General features: G+C 72.5%; 16 protein-coding genes. 6 read left to right on the top strand and 10 right to left on the bottom strand.

What is annotated here, in order from left to right; genetic code table 11:
- Positions 1 to 314: 314 nt before the first annotated feature.
- Positions 315 to 836 (bottom strand): PKD domain-containing protein, encoded by a 522-nt coding sequence (locus ACQP00_RS39525; RefSeq protein WP_433224140.1) that lies wholly within the window; start codon positions 834 to 836, stop codon positions 315 to 317.
- A 112-nt stretch (positions 837 to 948) separates the two neighbouring features.
- Between ACQP00_RS39525 and ACQP00_RS39520 the strand changes: the two genes are divergently transcribed.
- Positions 949 to 1683 (top strand): hypothetical protein, encoded by a 735-nt coding sequence (locus ACQP00_RS39520; protein WP_433206427.1) that lies wholly within the window; start codon positions 949 to 951, stop codon positions 1681 to 1683.
- Here ACQP00_RS39520 and ACQP00_RS39515 read toward each other — a convergent pair.
- The 8 genes from ACQP00_RS39515 to ACQP00_RS39480 are packed head-to-tail and all read right to left on the bottom strand — an operon-like array spanning position 1673 to position 8918.
- The gene (locus ACQP00_RS39515) at positions 1673 to 2908 is read right to left on the bottom strand and encodes a glycosyltransferase (RefSeq protein WP_433206424.1); all 1236 of its coding nucleotides are present in this window, start codon (positions 2906 to 2908) and stop codon (positions 1673 to 1675) included. The genes ACQP00_RS39520 and ACQP00_RS39515 overlap by 11 nt on opposite strands.
- Before the next feature lie 7 nt (positions 2909 to 2915).
- Positions 2916 to 3422 (bottom strand): flavin reductase family protein, encoded by a 507-nt coding sequence (locus ACQP00_RS39510; RefSeq protein WP_433206421.1) that lies wholly within the window; start codon positions 3420 to 3422, stop codon positions 2916 to 2918.
- Positions 3423 to 3475: 53 nt separating this feature from the next.
- On the bottom strand, positions 3476 to 3865 hold the full coding sequence (locus ACQP00_RS39505) for a hypothetical protein (protein ID WP_433206418.1): 390 nt from the start codon (positions 3863 to 3865) through the stop codon (positions 3476 to 3478).
- A gap of 34 nt (positions 3866 to 3899) precedes the next feature.
- On the bottom strand, positions 3900 to 4859 hold the full coding sequence (locus ACQP00_RS39500) for a TY-Chap domain-containing protein (RefSeq protein ID WP_433206415.1): 960 nt from the start codon (positions 4857 to 4859) through the stop codon (positions 3900 to 3902).
- Positions 4860 to 4867: 8 nt separating this feature from the next.
- Positions 4868 to 5872, bottom strand: coding sequence for a hypothetical protein (locus tag ACQP00_RS39495; RefSeq protein WP_433206413.1), 1005 nt, complete (start codon positions 5870 to 5872; stop codon positions 4868 to 4870).
- Positions 5872 to 6372 carry a SigE family RNA polymerase sigma factor gene (locus tag ACQP00_RS39490; RefSeq protein ID WP_433206410.1) on the bottom strand — a complete coding sequence of 167 codons (501 nt, stop codon included), beginning with the start codon at positions 6370 to 6372 and terminating at the stop codon, positions 5872 to 5874. Before ACQP00_RS39490 ends, ACQP00_RS39495 begins: the two co-directional genes overlap by 1 nt.
- Positions 6373 to 6414: 42 nt before the next feature.
- Entirely contained in the window at positions 6415 to 7419 is a 1005-nt protein-coding gene (locus ACQP00_RS39485; RefSeq protein ID WP_433206408.1) for a cobalamin B12-binding domain-containing protein, read from the bottom strand.
- Positions 7416 to 8918, bottom strand: coding sequence for a SpoIIE family protein phosphatase (locus ACQP00_RS39480; protein ID WP_433206405.1), 1503 nt, complete (start codon positions 8916 to 8918; stop codon positions 7416 to 7418). Before ACQP00_RS39480 ends, ACQP00_RS39485 begins: the two co-directional genes overlap by 4 nt.
- Positions 8919 to 9045: 127 nt before the next feature.
- Between ACQP00_RS39480 and ACQP00_RS39475 the strand changes: the two genes are divergently transcribed.
- The 5 genes from ACQP00_RS39475 to ACQP00_RS39455 all read left to right on the top strand — a co-directional run bounded on the left by ACQP00_RS39475 (position 9046) and on the right by ACQP00_RS39455 (position 12907).
- Positions 9046 to 9402 (top strand): STAS domain-containing protein, encoded by a 357-nt coding sequence (locus ACQP00_RS39475; protein WP_433206402.1) that lies wholly within the window; start codon positions 9046 to 9048, stop codon positions 9400 to 9402.
- Positions 9403 to 9743: 341 nt separating this feature from the next.
- A complete protein-coding gene (locus ACQP00_RS39470) occupies positions 9744 to 10463 on the top strand; it encodes a hypothetical protein (protein WP_433206399.1) in 720 nt (239 codons plus the stop codon).
- A 49-nt stretch (positions 10464 to 10512) separates the two neighbouring features.
- On the top strand, positions 10513 to 11229 hold the full coding sequence (locus tag ACQP00_RS39465) for a DUF1775 domain-containing protein (RefSeq protein WP_433206396.1): 717 nt from the start codon (positions 10513 to 10515) through the stop codon (positions 11227 to 11229).
- A gap of 149 nt (positions 11230 to 11378) precedes the next feature.
- A complete protein-coding gene (locus ACQP00_RS39460) occupies positions 11379 to 12461 on the top strand; it encodes a Pecanex-like protein 1 (RefSeq protein ID WP_433206393.1) in 1083 nt (360 codons plus the stop codon).
- Positions 12462 to 12553: 92 nt separating this feature from the next.
- A complete protein-coding gene (locus ACQP00_RS39455) occupies positions 12554 to 12907 on the top strand; it encodes a hypothetical protein (RefSeq protein ID WP_433206390.1) in 354 nt (117 codons plus the stop codon).
- 3 nt (positions 12908 to 12910) lie between these two features.
- On the opposite strand, the gene ACQP00_RS39450 is transcribed toward ACQP00_RS39455, so the two are convergent.
- Positions 12911 to 13714: an SDR family oxidoreductase gene (locus tag ACQP00_RS39450; protein WP_433206387.1), complete on the bottom strand. Its 804-nt coding sequence runs from the start codon at positions 13712 to 13714 to the stop codon at positions 12911 to 12913.
- Positions 13715 to 13748: the final 34 nt, after the last annotated feature.

Below are 13748 nucleotides of genomic sequence, written 5' to 3'. Positions count from 1 at the left end.
GCGCCGGTCGGCGCTCGTTCTCGTGAGCGTGCGTCTGGCGCCCTCGCCGGTCCGTCGGCGCCGTGGGGCCTTCGTCACCGGCCTCGACCCGCTGCGGGTGCGCTCCAAAGCCGGTCGCGGCAACGGCGGGCTCGGTGGAGGCGGTGGCCTACGTGACGTTGCCGCTTCGAGCTACCGTCAGCTGGCTATGGGCGTAGTCGCACAGCGGTGTCGCGTGGGAGCAGGAGGCCAAAACTGGCACGATCAGGAGCGGTGCACGCTCGCTGTACTAAGGACGAGATGCGCCGGCTCAGCGCCGCTTCCCGGGACAAGGGTCAGCGGATCGCGACACTCCTGGTCGTGGTTGTCGACACCTTCGCCAGGTTGTCGACCCGGACCGTGATCTTGTAGGTGCGCTTCGCCGAGTAGGTGTGGTCCACGGCAAGGCAGCCCGAGTAGGTGTCGCGCTGGTCGACCGGGCTGCCGTCACCGAAGTCGATGACGCACGTCATGCGCTTGGCGGTCGCCTCGTCGACCTGGACGTGCAGTTCGATCTGCGAACTGAGGCCGGGGACGGGGTACGAGACGGAGAGCGTCACGGCGGGGGGTGTCCTGGCCTCGGCGAGTGCCGACTGGCTGGCCGCGGCGGCGGCGTTCGCGCGCGCGGCGATCACGTCCGGGTCCTCCACCACCGTGCGGCCGTTGATGCTCAGATGCCGGAGCTTCGGCTGACCGTCAAGGGCAACCGTGCAGTCGAAAGGCGTCCGGATCAGGGCGCCGAAGGTGTTCTGCGCGTCCACGGCGCCCCCGACCTGGAACACCCGCGGACCGGCGGTGGTGACCGCGTGACGTAGCATCACCGGCGGCGCGGGGGGTCGCGCTTCGAAGGGACCATCGCGGATGGCCGCCGTGCTCCAAGCTGACCCCGTCACCGCCAATCGCCTCCGGCCCGTCCTGGCTGCCGTCGTCGTGGCACTTACGCTCGCCGCGCTCGGCGCCGGTTTCGGGGCCGTCCTCGGCTGGGTAGGCGCCCCCGATCTGCCCGATGACGAAGCGGCCGTGGCGATCGTCGGGCCCGCCATCCCCGTGAATGCCGACGGCACCGCGGCCGAGATCACCGTCGTCGGGCGGTTGCCGGACCTGTTCGGCTATGAGCATCCCGACGGGCCCTGGACCTGGCTGACCGGTGACAGCGACTACATCCCCGGCTCGGTCTGGCTCAGCACGCCCGGCGGGGACGACCCGGCCGCGACCGCCAGGACCATCGGCGATGCGCTCACCGCGTCCGGCTGGCAAGTCGCCGCCGCCGACGACGTGACCGCGAACAAAGGACAATGGAGCCTGGCCGTGTACCCGTGGTCCGACGGATCTGTCGTGCTCCAGCTCAGCCGGAGCAGGCCCGGCAAGGTGGTGCCGTTCGCCGTGATCGGCTACCTGGCGGGACTGGCGGCAGGGTGGCGGGGCGGGCGGCGGTTCGCCGGTGGGCCCACGCCCGCACGCGTTGCGGGCTGGGCCGGTGTCGTGCTCCTGCTGCCCGGCACCGTGCTCACCACCGTCGCGCTCGTGCCGCCGGAGCCCGACGCGATCTGGGCGCCGTACCTGCTCGCCGGGATCCGGCTGTTCTCCACCGCCGGCATCGCCCTCCTGGCGGGGGCCGTCGCGCTCGCCGCATCCACGAGAGTGCGGCGGCACATCAGGAAGTGAGGCGCTCCACCTCGCGCACGACCGCGCCGGGGCCGTCCTCCAGGGCCAGGCGTTCCGCCAGCGCCTCCGCCCGCGTTCGGTACACCGGGTCCGTCACCACCGTGGACAGGGCCTTGGCCAGGTTGTCGGCCGTCAGATGGCGCATCCTGATCGGGGCCGGCGCAACGCCCAGCTGCTGCAGGCGTTGCGCCCAGAACGGCTGGTCCACCATGACCGGCACCGGGACCGACGGCACGCCCGCGCGCAGGCCGGCCGCCGTGGTGCCCGCCCCGGCGTGATGGACCACCGCGGCCATCCTTGGGAAGAGCCAGGCATGTGGTACCTCATCCACAGCGAACACATCCCCGCCCGTAGCCGCCGTCAGCCCTGCCCAGCCCGAGCTGACCACAGCGCGCAGGCTCGCCTTCCGCACCGCCTTGGCCAGCAGGGCCGACAACGCCTCGTGGTCGCGGACCGGCATGCTGCCGAAGCCCAGGTACACCGGGGGAGGACCGGCATGCAGGAACGCCTCCAGCTCCGGCGACGGGGTGAAGTCCGGTTCCGCGGCCGGCCACCAGTAGCCCACCGGGCGGTACCACGACGGCCAGTCGGGCGGTGCGGGGACGACGAGGGGGCTGTAGCCGTACAAGATGGGCCAGTGCTTTTCCTCCTGGGACCGCAGCCACGCCGATGCGCTCACGTCCGGGAGGCCGAGCTCGTGCCGCAGCTCCGTCACCGCGGGGCGGAACGGGTGCTGGCCGGCCGTCAGCAGGAGCCTTGCGAGGCGGTAGTTCAGGGCGCCACCGTAGGACCTGGTGGTCAGGGCCGGGGGTGCGAACTCGCGGGTGGGGGTGAGCGGCTGGAGGTACACGCCGATGCTTGGAATTCCCAGGCCCTCGGCGATGACGACGCCGAACCAGCTCGTGGGGGTGACCAGCAGGATGTCGGCGTCGCGGGCGGCGGCCAGCATCGACTGGGCCAGGGGGTGGGCGTGCTCGGCGACCACCTTGTTCACGGCCAGGGTCATGCGGGTCAGGCCACGGTCGGCGAAACGGGTGCGCAGCTGCTCCTGGGCGTCCATCGGCAGCAGGTGGAAGCGCAGCCCGCAGCGTTCGATCAAAGACTGGAAGACGGCGTGGCTGGCGATGGTCACCGTGTGGCCGGCCTGCTGGAGCCGCACACCCAGGCCGGTGTAGGGCGCCACGTCGCCGCGGCTGCCGATGGCCATGATTGCTACGCGTGCCATGGGTCGATCATGGCAGGCGCGGCTGTGGGTCTCCTGAGGCGTGGAACGTGTGGAACCGGCGCTCGTGGTAGATCAGGCGGCCGTCCGGCGTGCCGGTGAGGACCGTGGTGACCTCGGCCACGACCACCGTGGAGGCGCCGACCGCGACGCGGTGCAGGGGGAGGCAGCGCATGACGGCCTGGGCGTCGCGCAGGGCCGGTTCGCCGGTGGGAAGGGTCAGCCAGTCCTGGTCGGGCGTGAACCTCGGGCCGCCGGGGCGGGCGAAGTCGTGGGCCAGGCCGGCGTGGGCGGCGCCGAGGAGGTTGACGACCAGGCTGGGGGCGGCGGTGATGAGCTTGGCCGAGGGGGAGTCCATGACCGAGAACGACAGCGCGGGCGGCGCCAGGGAGACCGAGGCCACACTGGAGGCGGTCAGGCCGGCCGGGCCGTCGGGGCCGGCGACGGAGATGATCGCCACCCCGGTGGGATAGCCGCGGAATGCGGCCTTGAAGCCGGACACCAACTCGTTGCTCACCGACTCCACGGTAAAACCTCAACCGGGGTTGAGGTCAAGGGTGGGCGGGCCGGTCAGTCGGGTGTGATGAGGCCGTCCAGGCCGACCAGGATCGCGATGACGCCGAAGATGGCGAGCATCAGCGCGACCCCCGTCGTGCCGTCGGCGTTCGGCTGCGGCACCGGCGACGGGCGGCCGGTGAGCCGGTCCCACAGCAGGGCCAGGCCGACGGCGATGCCGACCAGCTCGAAGATGTAGATGCCCGACCCGCGCAGGAGGTGGATGAGCACGAACATCACGCCGAGGGCGAGGGCGAAGATGCCGACGATCCAGCCGAACGGGCCCATCCGCTCGGCGAAGCGGCCCAGCCCCGGGCCGACCCGCGGCAGCCGCCGCAGCAGCGCGACGGCCAGCAGGAAGCCCCCGGCGATGTTGGCCAGGTCGAGCAGCAGCGCCAGGATCACGCACGGGATGCTAACGGGGTGTGCGGACGGCGCGCTATCCGGCTGAAACTTTCAGGGTCGGCACGTCCAGCTCGTCCTCCTGCATGCGCAGCCGGGTGGTGGTGATCTGGCCCTCGGCGTCGACGCGCACCTGCTCGGCGCGGACCGCGTCGGGGCGGCCGGTGGCGACCACGGCGTTCATTCGCGCGTGCAGCCCGGGGTCCTCGCGCAGCGCCTCGGCCAGGATCCGGTTGCGCCGCAACAGATCGCGCACGTACAGCGCGGCGCCCTGCTCGGCGCGCAGGAACGGGCCGTCGGCCGGGGGATGGGCGGGCACGTACCGGCTGCCGGTGAGCCCGTTCGGGCCGATGTGGTGCCAGACCAGGATGTGCGGGTCGTCGCCCTCGACGAGCACGACCCGGTCGACGAAGAAGTCGCCGTAGCCGTCCTCTGTGGACCGGCGGTCGGCCGCGGTGGCGATGACGGCGACGATCCGCGCGCCCGGCACCTTCGTGCGCACCAGCAGGTTGGCCGCGGCCTCGTGCAGGTGCAGGTCGGCCTGGCGCATCTCGCCGTTGAGCACGGCCCGCTCCCGCGCCAGGCCGGTGAACGGCAGCTCGAAGTCGCCCTGGCCGCGCACGTTGAACGACTCGACCGTCAGCTGGCCGGGGAAGCGCACCCCGTGCAGGTTGCGCAGCAGGCCCGCGACCAGGTGCGCGATCCGGTGGAACAGCTGCGGCTCCGGGAACCACGGGATGTCGCGCTTCCAGGTCCAGTCGTCGTCCGGCGGCTCGAAGCCCTCCCCGGCCAGGTACTCGTGCTCCTCGCCGGTCAGCGGGGCCGCGTCGAGATCGCTCACCTCGACCGTGATCGATTCGAAGTTCTGGATGTACTGCACGTACCGGTCCGCGCCGAACCGCAGGATCACCGCGTCGTCGAAGGCGCACTGCCCGAAGTCGAGCGCGAGCCCCCGGGCGAACGTGTCCCAGTCGATCGCGTCGTCCAAAGTCCCCATGGTGTCGATCATGTCAAATCAATCGCCGCCCCCGCGGTGGCGATTTCCCCAATGGCGACTGTCCCGTCGGCGAACGCGGCCATCCACGTCACCTTCGTGCGCCCACGGTCCACGGTGGACGGGATGTCGAGCCGCATCTCGTACTCCACGGTCGCATGCGGCGGGATCGAGCGCACGGCACAGTTGAGGCGGTAGGTCTTCGCCGTGCCGGCGATGCCCTGCCGGTAGGCCGGGCACGGCTCCAGCCGGAACGTGCGCGGGAAGGTGTTCGTGACCCGCACCCGGTACACCAGGGTCGTGCCGCGCCCGGCCTGCTGCGGCACGTCCATGGCGACGGTGAGCGGGGCGTTGAGCAGGGGCGCCTGGACGTACCACGGGCTGATCCGGTAGTCGCAGCCCAGGGTGGTGACGTTCGGGACCGCGAGGCCCCCGTCGAGGGTGAGCCGGTGGTGCGGCGAGGGCTGTCCGCCGGGGCACGGCGTGACCGCGATGTCGACGCGGATCGGCTCGCCGGGGTCGACCGTCGCCGGCGTCTGCGCGCCGTCGCCCGCGGGCGCCATCGGCTGCGCCTGGACGTCCACGCCGTCGGCCCGCAGCACCGGCGCGCCGGCCTGCGTGCAGCGGGTGGACCGGAAGCTGGGGACCACCATGGTGTACGTCACGGTGCCGTCCGCCGCGATCGACGTCCCGTCCAGCCAGGCACCCCGCTCCACATCCTCGGCGGCACAGGGGCTCGTGTCCGGGCGGGGGCTGCGGCGGGCCAGCGCCGGCAGGGCCGCTTCGGTCCGGTCCCACGCGACGACCCCCTGCGCCGCTTGCTCGTCCGGCACGGGCAGGGCGAGCACGCCCACGCCGGCGAGGACGGCACCGGCGACGATCGCGGCCATCGTCGTGTACCGTCGCCGCCTCCGCCGCCGGATGCCCGCCTGGACGCGCTCGACGGGCGTGGCCCACCCGGTCTGGTTGTGCCGCTCGTCGCCGAGTTCCCGGCGGATCAGCTGCTCGAGGTCCATCAGACGTCGCTCCCGTCGAGGTCGCGGGTGCCGAGTGCGGCCCGGAGCTTGGCCAGGGCGCGGGAGGCGTTGCTCTTCACGGTGCCGACCGAGCAGCCGAGCGCGGCCGCGACCTGCTGCTCGGAGAAGTCGTCGTAGTACCGCAGCACCAGGACCGCCCGCTGCTGCTTGGGCAGCGCCACGATCGCCTGCCACAGCTCGCCGTCCGGCGGCTCGGCGTCGACGTGGGCGACGTCCGGCGTGGCGTCGGTGAGCCGCTCCCGGCGCAGTGAGCGCACCCGGTTCAGGTAGCGGTTGACGATGACGCGCCGGACGTACCCGCCGGGGTCGTCGTGTTTCTGGATGCGGCGCCAGGCCATGCCGGTGCGCTCCAGCGCGTCCTGCACGAGATCGGCCGCGAGGTGCTGGTCGCCGCTGAGCAGATAGGCGAAACGCAGCAGCTCGCGATGTCGGTCCCGCACGTAGTCCTCGAACGAGGGCGGGGCGTCCCAGCTCGGCATGCACCAAGGACACCACCGGCGCGAAAAAGGTTGCACGCCGGTCTACGCGGTGAGCCGCTCCAGTCCCGCGGCCAGCGTGCGGCCGGTGCGGGGGAAGTCGTAGAGCATCGCGCGGTACCGCTCCAGCGGCACCACCAGGCTCGCCGCCGGCACCCCGCGGCTGCGCAGCACCTCGGCCGTCCACGTCAGGAACCCGGTGAACAGCTCGGGGTCGTCCACGAACACGGCGGCGGTGAGGAAGTCGACGATGTGGGACAGGTCGGCCATGGTCGCGTCCAGCTGGGCCGGCGAGTAGTCGCGCATCGGCGGGAAGACCCGGCGCAGCTCGGCCGCGGCCTCCTCGACCAGGTCACCGCGCCGCTTCACCAGGGCGGTGTGCTCATCGTCGGCGAGGTGGGCCAGGGTCTCCGGCGGGGGCGTGCGCAGCGCGTCGCGGTCGTCGAGCAGGTCGGCCGCCCCGGTCGCGTCGGGTGCCCAGCAGGCGCCGATGGTGCGGGCCCAGCGGCCGCCGGGGCCGAAGCCGCGGCCGCCGACGATGAGCGGCACCTCGGTCCGGTGGCAGGCCTGCACGGCGCGGTGGGCCATCGGCAGCCGGGTGGCCAGGGCGCAACTGATCGCGACCGCGTCGATGTCGTTGGCGTGCAGGTAGGAGACCAGGTGCGCGACCGGCACGCTGGCGCCGAGGAACGTGACCTGCCAGCCGCGCATCCGCAGCACCTCGGAGACGATCCGGGCCGGCAGCGCGTGCCACTCGCCGTCGAGGCAGGCGACCACGACCCGGCGCCGGGCGCCCGGGCGGCCGCGGGAGGCGAGGGTGCCCAGCGCGGCGACGACCCGCTCGCTGATGTGCGTGGCCGCGTGCTCCTGGGCGACGCTCCACTCGTTGCGCTGCCACCACTCGCCGACCTGGGCCTGCGCGGGCGCGACGACGTCGAGCAGCACGCGCTCGGCGCTCACGCCCGCGTCGAGCAGGGCGCACGCCACGTCGACGGCGCCCTCCTCGTCGGCGGCGCTCAGGCAGGCGACGTAGTCGTCGTACGCGGTCATGACACCGCGACCCCGCGCTGCACCGAGTGCAGGTGGCGCGGGCCGCCGGTGCGCACCGGGGCCGCCCGCACGGCCAGGACCGCGATGTCGTCGTGGTCGCGGCCGCCGAGCCAGTCGGTGGTGAGCTGCTCCACCCGCTCGGCGAGGGCCGGCGCGGGCATGGCGTGGCAGCCGGCGAGCGCGGTGGTGAGGCGGCGCAGGCCGTACATCTCGTCGCCGCGATGCCCGCCGCGCGCCTCGGTGACGCCGTCGGTGAACAGCAGGCAGCTCTCGCCCGGCTCCAGGCGCACGCTCTGCTGGCCGAAGGTCGGGGTGTCGGTGACGCCGACGAGCATGCCGCGCAGCGCGACCGTCTCCACGGTGCCGTCGGCCCGCAGCACGAGCGGGGGCAGGTGCCCGCCGCCGGCCAGGGTCAGCCGCAGCCCGCCGCCCGGGCGGGACTGGGCGGTGCCGAGCACCATGGTGGCGAACCGGCCCTCGGAGACGCCCTCGAGCAGCATGTCGTTGAGCACGTGCAGCAGCCGCTGCGGATCGTCCTCGACCCGGCGCAGCGCGCGCAGGCTGTGCCGGACCTGGCCGGTGAGCACGGCCGCGTCGACGCCCTTGCCGGACACGTCGCCGAGGAAGAACATGGCGCCGCCGCTGATCGGGTGGGCGCCGTAGAAGTCGCCGCCGATCTGCATCGTGGAGCGGGCCGGTCGGTACGCGGTGCCCCAGGCCAGCCCGGCGACCGGCGGCGGGGGCTCGGGCAGCAGGCTCTCCTGCAGCGTGGCGGCGACGCGGGACTGCGCGGCGTAGAGCTGGGCGGCCTCCAGCGCGGCACCCACCCGCGCGGCGAAGTCGTTGAGCGCGTCCAGGTGCGTCTCGGGGAGTTCGGCGACGACCAGCGCGGCGGCCGGTCCGCCCGCGGCCAGGATCGGCACGGCCCACGCGGCCGGGGTCGCGGAGCCGCCGAGGAACGGGGTGCCGCCCGGCCACAGGAATGGCTGGGCGACCGGGTTGCCGTCCAGGGTGTCGCGCACCGCGGCCGGCATCGCGGCGAGGGTGACCTGGTCCTGCCGCACGGGCGTGGCGCCGGCGGCGTGCCAGCAGCGGGCCCGGCCGCGGCGGGTGGGCACCACGAGCAGGGCCGCCTGCCCGAGGGACTGCACCGCCAGCTCGACGGTCGCCTTGCAGACCCGGTCGGCGTTGAGCATGCCGCCGAGGCGCCGCGCGGTGGCCGCGAGGAAGGCGGCGGTGTCATCGGCCCGATCGAGATACCACGCCACCTGCCCCGCCCCGAGGTCGACCCGGCGGCCCCGCAGGTTCACGGGCAAAGGCATTCCCGGGTGTACCGCGGGCAGCATCGCCGTCGCGGCCGGGTTGCGGTACCGGACGAAACCGGTGTCGTCGCAGAGCAGCACGCCCTCGTCGACGTGGTCGAGGAGTCGGACCAGGGCGGCGTCAGGAACCGTCCCGGAGAGCGCGGCCGTGTCGGGCGCACCCATCGGTGCGTTCATTGGTTGTCCAATCCGTGGCCGTTGCGTTCGGTCCGAGCCTACGCGCCCGTGATCCGTCATGCACTCTCGCGACCTTGGCCTTACGCTGTCGGGACGGGTCGATTCCCCAGATCGGAGAGCCCTCGCGATGACAGTCAGCGACGAGCGCGACTCGGCGATGCTGCAGGTCACCGTCGCCGCCGAGCCCGCCGGCGTCCAGGTGGTGCGCGTCGAAGGCGAGGTCGACTACGACACCGCCGGTGACCTGCGCGCCGCGCTGTTCGGCGCGATCGAGCGCAAGCCGGCCGGCGTCGTGCTCGACCTGTCGCGGCTGCGTTTCCTGGACAGCACCGGCCTCGGCGTCATCGTCAGCGGCTGGCAGCGGGCCCGCAAGTCGGGGATGCACTACGCGCTGCGGTGCGTACCCACCGTCATCGCCGAGCAGTTCGAGCTCACCGGGCTGACGAAGGTCCTCACGTTCGAGGAGGACACCAGCGCGGCCTAGGTGCGCTGTCACTCGTTCGGGGCCGATTGCCGGATCAGGTTGGCGGGAGCCCTCCCACGCGACGGCGACTGACGACCGTTCGGACGAGGTCTGGGAACGCTCACACCCGATAGGTATGAAGCCTGGGCCGGCGCGGCAGCAGGGTGGCTCCACCGGGGTCATCGCCCAACGCAGCACGGCAGCCGTCGCGCCGGCCAACGACGTTTTCGCGCGTCTCGGGTCTTCCTTAGGTCTTCCTTTGGCGACGCTGCGGGCCGGCGCGCGGCTGCCGGTCTTTTCGCGTGCCTTAGGTCTTCCTTTGGCGACGCTGCGGGCCGGCGTGCGGCTGCCAGGATGGCCGCGTGTCGATGGCGACGAACGTGATGCGGATGGTGACGGCCGGTTGTGCCGCGGTGACGCTGGCGGTGGGACTGGCGGGCTGCTCCGGCGATGACGGGGCCTCCGCCGACCGCGACGCCACCTACACCACGGCGACGCTCAAGGCGGGCGTGCTGGAGCCGGCGGACGTCGGTACCAGCTGGAAACGCCCCGAACAGCAGCCGCCCACGACGACGCTGACCCCGCTGTGCCCCGGCGTCCCGACCCGCCCGCCGATCCCCGGCACGCCCGGCGTCATCGCGGCGGCACTGGCCGACGAGGGCGACAAGGGTGCGCAGGCCTTCGACCAGATGGGCCTCGTGTACGCCGACGCGCCCGCGATGGAGGCCGCGTTCACCAAGCTGCAGGACGCGATGGAGGCCTGCCCGCCGACCGCCACCCGCAGCGCCGGCCCGCGCGAGGAGTCGTCCGAGGCCGGCTACACCGAGACGAGCACCATCGAGCCGCTCGAATCCGGCGGGTGGAAGGGCTTCGTGACGCTGCGGCACAAGGTGTACGAGCCGACGTACCCGGGATCCGCCGACATCGCGGTCGCCGTGGTGGGCCGGGGCAACGCCGTGGTCGTGGCCAGTTACGCGGTGTACTGGGTGGGGACGCACAGTACCGGCCCGGAGTTCGACACCGACTGGCGGCGGATGGTCGGGACCGTGCTCAGCCGAACCGACGCGAAACGCGCCAAATAATCTTGCGCGCGGCTTGAACCCTGCGGGCCGCCGGTACGAACAACCCGGTGTGAGGTACACCCAGGAGCAGTCTCAGCGGCGATCGCGGTGGACCCTCCGCGCCGCCCTCGCCGGTGCCGGGGTCGTGGCCCTGCTCGGGATCGCCGCGCCCGCGCGGGCCGACGTGGCGGTGACGCCGACCGAGGCCGTGCAGGGCGACGGGGCCGACCTGACCTTCCGGATCACCAACGACAGCCCGAGCGCCTCGATCACCGCGATCGACGTGCAGCTGCCGGCCGAGACTCCGATCGCCGAGGTGTACCCGCTGTCCGTCGACGACTGGGCCCCGTCGATGACTAACGTGAAGATCGACAAGCCGGTCGCGTCGCTGCACGGGTACCAGATCACCGAGGTCACGACCGGGGTCAAGTGGGTCGCGATGGAGGGTCGCGCGCTGCCGCCCGGCGGCAAGACGGAGTTGTACCTCTCGATCGGGCCGCTGCCCACGGCCGACAAGCTGGCGTTCGCGGTGACGGTGTCCAATTCGGACGGTACCCAGAAGCAGTGGACGCAGTCGCTGGCTCTGCAGGCCGGCGCCGGGCATTCCGAGCATGGCGCGGCTGCCCCCGTTGCGAATGACGCCGCTCCTCCGCCTGCGCCTTCTTCCGGCGGCACCAATTATCTGACGTGGAGTCTGGTCGCGCTGTTGTTCATTGCCGCGATCTGCATTGTCAGCGTGGTACTGCAGAATCGCCGTCCGGTCGTGCCGGAAAAGGCTTCTGTGTAGCTCCTGCCTGCCCAAATGCTGTTTTTCAACAGTGTTTTGCGTGCGCCTTTAATGTTTCTTAGATCGCGCTCACATGGTTGACGCCGGTCAATCAGCGATTCTAAGTTGACATTCGAAAAAGAGGTTTACCCCCAGAGAGGTTTTCCGCCATGCAGCGAAGGTCAGCACGGTGGCGCGGGTTCGAGGATGACGAGCCGGATCGCTCGCTCGAGGACCAGCCCCAGCCGCGCAGCAAGATCCGAGTGATCACCATCATCGCGGCGGTCGTCGCCTTCGGTGCGGGCCTCGCCACGACCCAGCTCGCCGACGCCGCCACCCGCAAGCGGGGTCCCGGCCAGGGCCAGGCGCCCGCGGCGTGCGCGACCACCCCCGGCAAGACGCCGGCCACCGGCGCCGGCCGCACGAACACCGCGAACCCCAACGCGAAGCCGTCCGCCGACACGCCGCCCGAGGAGGGCGCCGACCCGTCCGCCGGCGCCGTGCCGAAGCCGAACCAGACCGCCGGCGACGTCGACGGCGGCAACCAGAACGGCCACCGGGTGACCAACCACCTCGGCGACGGCCAGGTCAACGGCCGCCCGCAGTGGCGCCGGGTCAACCCGAACTGCCCGACCCCGGCCCCGACCAACACCGGGTCGACCGGCGCGACCGGCGTACCGTCGGCCGGCAGCAGCAACGGCACCACGCTCGAGACCCTCGGCAACGACTGCAGCCAGAGCCGCCTCGCCGCGCACACCGGCTTCCAGGACGCCCCGCGCTGCGTGAGCACCGCGTTCGGCGAGGTCAGCAGCCAGGACAAGAACCCCACGCTGCTCATCACCCGGGCGCCGCAGCGGGTCCGCGTCGGCCAGGCCTTCACGCTGCAGGTCAGCACCCGCAACCTGGTCCGCGACCGCTTCCTCGGCGCGGCGGCCGGCGGCTACTACCTCGAAAGCGCGTTCCTCACGCCGGACGGCCTGACCCGCGGCCACTTCCACACCGCGTGCCGGATGCTGGCCAGCACGCGCAGCGCGCCCGACCCGACGGTGGCCCCGGCGTTCTTCGTCGCCACCGAGGACAAGGCCGGCGGTTCGCAGCCGGACACCGTCACCATCAACGTGACGGGCATGCCGACCGCGGGCACCGCCCAGTGCGCCTCCTGGGCCGGCGACGGCTCGCACCGCATCCCGATGATGCAGAAGGCCAACGAGGTCCCGGCCTTCGACTCGGTCCGGATCACGGTCACCAACTAGGTTCTCGCTCAAGGCGGGGTGGGTCTGGGCCCACCCCGCCTTTGCGTGCAGCTGCATACCGGAGGCGCCCCGCGCTCCGTAGCGTTCCTGGCATGGAAACCACGATTGAGCAGTTGCGCATCGACCGCCGCTTCGGCAACGCCGTCCGGGAGGGGCGCTGGGTCGTGCCGGCCCGCATCGACGTCACCCTGGCCGCCGCCAACGCCCGCCTCGACTTCACCGAGGCGCAGGCCACCACCGGCCTCGTCGACATGACGGTCGACATCGGGATCGGCAGCACGCTGACCCTGATCGTCCCGCCCGGCGTGCGGGTGGTCGCGGAGGACCTGGTCACCCGGCTCGGCCACTACGACGTGCGGCGCCGCAGCGCCGGGGCCACGCCGGTCTCCCTGGTCATCCGCGTCTCGGGCCGCCTGCACGGCGGCGGCGACCTCGTCGTGCGATGACGCTCAGCGACGCAGGTCGTGCCGCCGGTGCGTCGCCTTCTCGACGAACGCGGTGGGCACCAGGCGCTTCAGCGGGAACACCAGCGAAGCGTTGCTGCCCACCGCGTACAACGCCTTCGGCCGCGCCGCCCCGATCGCCTTCACGATGGTGGCCGCGACCCGCTCGGCCGACGTCCCGGCACTCTCGTTGCGGTTCAGGGCGGCCAGCATCCGCTCGAAGTCTCCTCGATGCGGCGAGGTTTCGCTGTTGTACTGCGTGCGCCTCCCACTGATCCCGGTATTGATCGACCCCGGCTCGACGGTCGTGAACCACACGCCGAACGGCGAGTACTCGTGCCGCGCGCCGTCACTGAAGCCCTTGAGCGCCGCCTTGGTCGCCACGTAGGAGGAGCGGTACGACAGCGGGAACGAGGCGAGCATGGATCCGATCATCACGACCCGGCCGTACCGGCGCTCACGCATGCCCGGCACGAGCAACTGGGCGAGCCGCACGGGCCCGAGGACGTTGACCTGGAACACCCGCCGCAGCGCATCGCCGGGCAGCTCCTCGAACGGCCCCGACTGACTCTCCCCGGCGTTGTTGACCAGCACGTCGACCGGCCCCACGGAGCTGGCCAGTGCCTCGATGGAGGCGTCGTCGCCGAGGTCGAGCGGCAGGTACTCCACCCCGCCGGCCCGGTGCTCCGCGTCGAGCTCCGCGGGCCGCCGGCTGGTGCCGAGCACCCGGTAACCCCGCGCGACCAGCGCCGCGGCCGTCGCCTTCCCGATGCCGGACGAGGCCCCGGTCACCAAAGCGGTGCGCTCCATCGCTGCACCCTATCGCTTGACCTTCGGGTTGCTT

Origin of the sequence: Dactylosporangium sp. CS-047395 (assembly GCF_050942185.1) — a bacterium.
Classification (GTDB): Bacteria; Actinomycetota; Actinomycetes; order Mycobacteriales; family Micromonosporaceae; genus Dactylosporangium.
Note: the sequence above shows the minus strand (reverse complement) of the source record. Positions and strands in the feature narration are given on the sequence as shown.

Coding starts and splice junctions, on each gene's coding strand:
- ACQP00_RS39515 (WP_433206424.1), bottom strand. CDS start 2,908: ATGGCACGCGTAGCAATCATGGCCATCGGCAGCCGCGGCGACGTGGCG.
- ACQP00_RS39455 (WP_433206390.1), top strand. CDS start 12,554: ATGGAAACCACGATTGAGCAGTTGCGCATCGACCGCCGCTTCGGCAAC.
- ACQP00_RS39500 (WP_433206415.1), bottom strand. CDS start 4,859: ATGGGGACTTTGGACGACGCGATCGACTGGGACACGTTCGCCCGGGGG.
- ACQP00_RS39475 (WP_433206402.1), top strand. CDS start 9,046: ATGACAGTCAGCGACGAGCGCGACTCGGCGATGCTGCAGGTCACCGTC.
- ACQP00_RS39480 (WP_433206405.1), bottom strand. CDS start 8,918: ATGAACGCACCGATGGGTGCGCCCGACACGGCCGCGCTCTCCGGGACG.
- ACQP00_RS39450 (WP_433206387.1), bottom strand. CDS start 13,714: ATGGAGCGCACCGCTTTGGTGACCGGGGCCTCGTCCGGCATCGGGAAG.
- ACQP00_RS39490 (WP_433206410.1), bottom strand. CDS start 6,372: ATGCCGAGCTGGGACGCCCCGCCCTCGTTCGAGGACTACGTGCGGGAC.
- ACQP00_RS39460 (WP_433206393.1), top strand. CDS start 11,379: ATGCAGCGAAGGTCAGCACGGTGGCGCGGGTTCGAGGATGACGAGCCG.
- ACQP00_RS39495 (WP_433206413.1), bottom strand. CDS start 5,872: ATGGACCTCGAGCAGCTGATCCGCCGGGAACTCGGCGACGAGCGGCAC.
- ACQP00_RS39485 (WP_433206408.1), bottom strand. CDS start 7,419: ATGACCGCGTACGACGACTACGTCGCCTGCCTGAGCGCCGCCGACGAG.
- ACQP00_RS39525 (WP_433224140.1), bottom strand. CDS start 836: ATGCTACGTCACGCGGTCACCACCGCCGGTCCGCGGGTGTTCCAGGTC.